Origin of the sequence: Kitasatospora phosalacinea (genome assembly GCF_030268885.1) — a bacterium.
In the GTDB taxonomy this organism is placed as follows: domain Bacteria; phylum Actinomycetota; class Actinomycetes; order Streptomycetales; family Streptomycetaceae; genus Kitasatospora; species Kitasatospora phosalacinea_C.
Genome location: NZ_BSSA01000097.1, coordinates 1 through 778, shown reverse-complemented (window position 1 = coordinate 778; position 778 = coordinate 1). Strand labels below are relative to the sequence as shown.

Annotated in this window: 1 protein-coding gene; it reads right to left on the bottom strand. The window is 71.6% G+C overall.

The window, feature by feature from the left end; genetic code table 11:
- A partial coding sequence (locus QSK52_RS39100) for an IS5 family transposase (RefSeq protein WP_285741042.1) occupies positions 1 to 778 on the bottom strand: 778 nt, incomplete at both ends.

The following is a 778-nucleotide window of genomic DNA, read 5'->3' as shown; positions in this document are numbered from 1 at the left end:
GTTCGATCTCCTCGCCGGCGAGGCGGGCGGCCATGAGGCGGATCATGGCGACCTTGATCATCGCTTCGGCGTGCGCGGTCTTGCGCTCGTAGTCCCTCGCCAACCGTCTGCACCGTCCCAGCCAGGCAAATGTCCGCTCCACCACCCACCTGCGGGGCAGCACCCGGAAGCCTTTCACATCCGCGTTGCGCGGCACCGCCACGATCTCCAGCCGCTCGTGCGCTGCGGCCCAGCCCACCAGACCGGCGTCGACGACATTGACGTAGCCGCCGTCGACCCAGACCAGCCCGACCTGCGGGAACAGCTCCCGGACACCGGCCAGGACCAGCTTCGCGCCCGCCCGGTCCTGCACCGAGGCCGAGTGCACCACCGCCCGCAGCACCAGACCGCAGGTGTCCACCAGCAGGTGCCGCTTACGGCCCCGGACCCGCTTGCCGGCGTCGTAGCCGATCGCCTGCCCGCCCTGGTGGCTGCGGGCGGACTGCGAGTCCAGCACCGCCGCCGAGGGCTGCGGGTCGCGTCCGTCGGCCGCGCGCACCTTCTCGCGCAGCGCGTCGTGGACCCGGTCCCAGGTCCCGTCCGCACTCCAGGCGCGAAACCACCGGTAGGCCGCGTCCCACGGGGCGAGGTCGTGCGGGACCAGCCTCCAGGCGCAACCACTGACCAGCACGTACAGCACGGTGTCCACGACCAGCCGACGCGAAAACTTCAACGGTCGGCCCGCCTTGCGCGGATCACGCCGCGGCAACAGCGGCTCGATCACAGCCCACTGACCATC